Annotated in this window: 6 protein-coding genes; 5 read left to right on the forward strand and 1 reads right to left on the reverse strand. The window is 70.0% G+C overall.

Going from position 1 to position 3,518, the window contains the following annotated elements:
- Positions 1-469: ATP-binding cassette domain-containing protein (locus tag ACFPZL_RS11235; RefSeq protein ID WP_382335456.1), on the reverse strand; the 469-nt coding region annotated here is incomplete at its 3' end.
- 201 nt (positions 470-670) lie between these two features.
- Here ACFPZL_RS11235 and ACFPZL_RS11240 point away from each other — a divergent pair.
- From ACFPZL_RS11240 to ACFPZL_RS11260, 5 genes are all read left to right on the forward strand, one after another.
- Positions 671-892 (forward strand): hypothetical protein, encoded by a 222-nt coding sequence (locus ACFPZL_RS11240; RefSeq protein WP_218114021.1) that lies wholly within the window; start codon positions 671-673, stop codon positions 890-892.
- A 5-nt stretch (positions 893-897) separates the two neighbouring features.
- Entirely contained in the window at positions 898-1,152 is a 255-nt protein-coding gene (locus tag ACFPZL_RS11245; protein WP_218114022.1) for a hypothetical protein, read from the forward strand.
- The gene (locus tag ACFPZL_RS11250; RefSeq protein ID WP_218114023.1) at positions 1,110-1,514 is read left to right on the forward strand and encodes a hypothetical protein; all 405 of its coding nucleotides are present in this window, start codon (positions 1,110-1,112) and stop codon (positions 1,512-1,514) included. Before ACFPZL_RS11245 ends, ACFPZL_RS11250 begins: the two co-directional genes overlap by 43 nt.
- Positions 1,515-1,693: 179 nt before the next feature.
- Entirely contained in the window at positions 1,694-2,887 is a 1,194-nt protein-coding gene (locus ACFPZL_RS11255; RefSeq protein ID WP_218114024.1) for a multidrug effflux MFS transporter, read from the forward strand.
- 195 nt (positions 2,888-3,082) lie between these two features.
- A partial coding sequence (locus ACFPZL_RS11260; RefSeq protein ID WP_382335458.1) for an NAD(P)/FAD-dependent oxidoreductase occupies positions 3,083-3,518 on the forward strand: 436 nt, incomplete at its 3' end.

The following is a 3,518-nucleotide window of genomic DNA, read 5'->3' on the forward strand; positions in this document are numbered from 1 at the left end:
GCACCCGCGGGCCGTGCACGAGGGCCCGAGCGAGGCTGAGCCGCTGCTTCTGGCCGCGCGACAGCGTGTTGCTGCGCTGATCCGCGAGCGCCTCGAGGCCGGCGAGGGCGAGCATCTCGCCGGTTCGAGCCGCGGCGGCCGCACCGCTGAGACCGTACATGCCGCACACCGCGAGGATCGTCTCGCGCACGGTGAGCGTGGGCCACGCACCGAGCGTGTCGGGCATCCAGCCGAGCGCGGCGCGGGCGGCGCGCGCATCGGTCACCGCATCGTGTCCGCCGATGCGCACCGCGCCGGAATCGGGGCGGAGGAGGGTGGCGAGCATCAGCATGAGCGTGGTCTTACCGCTGCCGTTCGGCCCCACGAGCGCGGTGATCTCGCCCGGTGCGACGCGCAGGTTCGCGTCCCGTACGGCCGGGACGCCGGCGAAGGACCGCGAGAGGCCGACCGCTTCGATTGCTGCTTCCATGTGCAGAGTCTATGCGCGGGCACCGACGAACGGCGGACGACCGGCCGGGCCGCAGGGCTGCGGGGGAGCCGGATCGCCGATCCTGTCCGGCTCCCGAAGGGTCAGTCGGTGACGTCCCAGACCGCGGGCAGGTGCACGGCGGTGCCGGTATCCGAATCGACGTGAGCGCCTGAACCGCGACCCAGGTCTGAAGGAGACAGCATGAGTAACGTGAACATGGACGACGTCGAGTTCATCGGATTCATCGATGCGGCCCGCACCGAACTCATCAAGATCGTGGTCAACGGCCCGCTGCCGGACGCGAACAAGAACCCGATCCGCCTCGCCGAGGAGATCGCCGCGGTGGACACGATCACCGGCAGCTCGCGGCCCAGAGGCGATACACGTACCAGAACGCGCTCTCGCCCTTCCCGGGGATGGTGAAGACGATGGGACGCTTCCGCGATCTCTGCCGCGAGGAGGGCTACGAGCCCGATCCGCGCCAGACCGCGGCGCTCTTCAACGTGCACGTCGCCGAGTCGGATGCCGAGGCCCGCCGAGAGGTCGAGAACCTCATCCTCTGGGACTACCAGAACTTCTTCCGCTCGGTCGCGCACGACAACTTCCCCCGGAATACGTGTCGGAGAAGTCGCTGCGCGCCATGCGCAGCGGCGGGTACCGCTCCATCGCACCCGAGGACATGAACTACGACATGCTGATCGAGAACCGGTGGCTGATCGCGGGCTCGCCCGAGACGGTGCGCGAGCAGCTCCGCGACTCGATCGAGCAACTCGGAACCGGTCGAGTGATCCTCTCCTTCACCACGGGTGTGAAACCGCGGTGGATGGTGGACAAGACCCTGCAGCTGTTCTCCGAGCAGGTGCTGCCGCATTTCCGCGGCCGCGGCAGGGCGCTGGTCGACGAGGCGCCGCGCGCCGGCTACACGAACCGCCTGGAGTACGCGGTGAAGCGGCGCGAGGACGCCCCTGCGCCCTCCGCGATCAAGGACGGCGAGCTGGTCGACGTGACCCGAGCCCACCTCGATGGGGTCGACGCGCGGATCTGAGCGTGCTCCGGTCGGCGGCGCCCGCGAGCGCGTCCTCTCAAAAGAGAACGCGTGTTGTCTTCTGATGGCATCTCTGGTCTACTCGAGGGTAAGCCGTTCGATAGCGGTCCGACGAGCGAGACGGGTGTGACGTGGGAAGCCATCGACGCGGACGGTCGGCGCGCAGCAGTGAACCCCGGGTGACCCCGCTGCTGGTCGCCGCTCTCGGCTTCCTGTCGATGGGCTCGGCCTTCGCGACCGACACCTATCTGCCGGCGCTCCCGGACATCGCACTCGACCTGCGGACCTCGCCCGCGCTCGTGCAGGCGACGCTCACCGTCTTCGTCATCGCCCAGGCGGCCGGGAACCTCGTCATCGGGCCGGTCTCCGACCGCTTCGGCCGATGGCGCCCGCTGCTCATCAGCACGATCGTGTTCGTGCTCGCGAGCGTCGGAGCGGCTCTGGCGCAGGACATCTGGATGCTCATCGCGATGCGGGCCGTGCAGGGCCTCGCCTCCGCCGCCGGGCCCGTGATCGCGCGGGCCGTCGTCGCGGACCTCACCCACGGCGTCCAGGCGGCGAGGCTCTTCGGCATCCTCATGATGGTGTTCGGGATCGCGCCGGTGATCGCCCCCGTGATCGGCGGACCCCTCGCCGAACTCGGCGGCTGGCGGCTCGCGATGGGGGCGATCGTCGCCCTGGGCGTCGTCGGGGTGCTCGTCGCCCTCCGACTGCCCGAGAGCCTGCCGCGGGATCGTCGACGGGCCGTGCGCCTGCGGAGCGTCTTCGGCGACTACACCGGTCTCGTGCGCAACCGCACCTTCTTCGCCGGCTCCCTCGTGGTGATGGCGGCGTTCGGCATCATCATGACCTGGCTCAGCAACTCCTCGTTCGTGCTTCAGGAGCACTACGGACTCTCGCCGACGGGGTACGCCGTGACCTTCGCGGCGAACTCGGCCGGTTTCGGCCTGGCGGCGATGCTCAACTCGGCGCTCCTGCGCCGCTTCCCACCCGCCGCCATCCTGCGCGGAACCATCTTCGTGAGCGTCGCCGTGACGGCCGCCGCGCTCGTCCTCGCCCTCGTCGACGCCCTCCCGCTCTGGACGCTGCTCGTGCTCGTGACGATCGCCTTCGGCTCGACGGCGCCGATCATGTCGAATGCGACGGCGGTGGCGCTCGCGGCGGTGCGTCCGACCGAGGTCGGCACAGCCTCGGCGTTCCTCGGCGCGCTCGAGTTCCTGCTCCCTGCGATCGTGGCACCCATGCTCGGGCTCTTCGGCAGCTCGCCGGAGCCGACGGCCATCGGATTCTTCGCCTACGCCCTGCTCGGTCTCGCTCTGTGGGCACGGCTCCGCGCGCTGCCGATCCGCGCTCAGGTTTCACGGGGCGCATAGGCCGCTGCGCGGGGTGTTCTTTGCGTGCATCCGATCAGCCGGTGCGTGCGGAGTTGAGCCGCGAATTCGAGTCAGCACAAGGGATCTCGGGGGTTTCGAGCCCGCCCGGGGTCTTGGCCGGGGACTGCACGGCTGCGTACACTTTGGGACGTTCGAAGTGGTCGTACGACGACCGTTGATTCACAGGGATGTGACGTGACTGTTTCTGAAACCGCAGCCGGCCCGCTGCCCGTGCGCATCGCGCCGCGCGTACCGGCCGAGCTTCCGCGAGAGCGGGACGCCGTCGTGATCGGCGGCGGGATCACCGGCCTCCTCACGGCGATCGAGTTGCGCACGCAGGGCCGCAGCGTGCTCCTGCTCGAGGCGCGCAACATCGGGAACGCGCAGTCCGGTCGCAACATGGGCTTCGTGCGCGAACAGGGGCGGGAATCCGTCGAGGGCGAGATCATGCGGCACGCCGCGGACCGCTGGCGCACGCTTGCCGAACGGTACGGGCAGCGCCTCGGTTGGACGGCCGGCGGGCACCTCTCGGTCGCACGGGACGAGGAGAGCCTCGACCGGGTCGCCTCGTGGGGCGGGATCGCCGAGCGGATCGGCACGCGCTTCGAGGTGCTCCGCGGCCGCGCGGCCG

It is taken from the genome of Leucobacter soli, from assembly GCF_042659205.1.
GTDB classification, from domain to species: domain Bacteria; phylum Actinomycetota; class Actinomycetes; order Actinomycetales; family Microbacteriaceae; genus Leucobacter; species Leucobacter soli.

Coding starts and splice junctions, on each gene's coding strand:
- ACFPZL_RS11240 (WP_218114021.1), top strand. CDS start 671: ATGAGTAACGTGAACATGGACGACGTCGAGTTCATCGGATTCATCGAT.
- ACFPZL_RS11250 (WP_218114023.1), top strand. CDS start 1,110: ATGCGCAGCGGCGGGTACCGCTCCATCGCACCCGAGGACATGAACTAC.
- ACFPZL_RS11245 (WP_218114022.1), top strand. CDS start 898: ATGGGACGCTTCCGCGATCTCTGCCGCGAGGAGGGCTACGAGCCCGAT.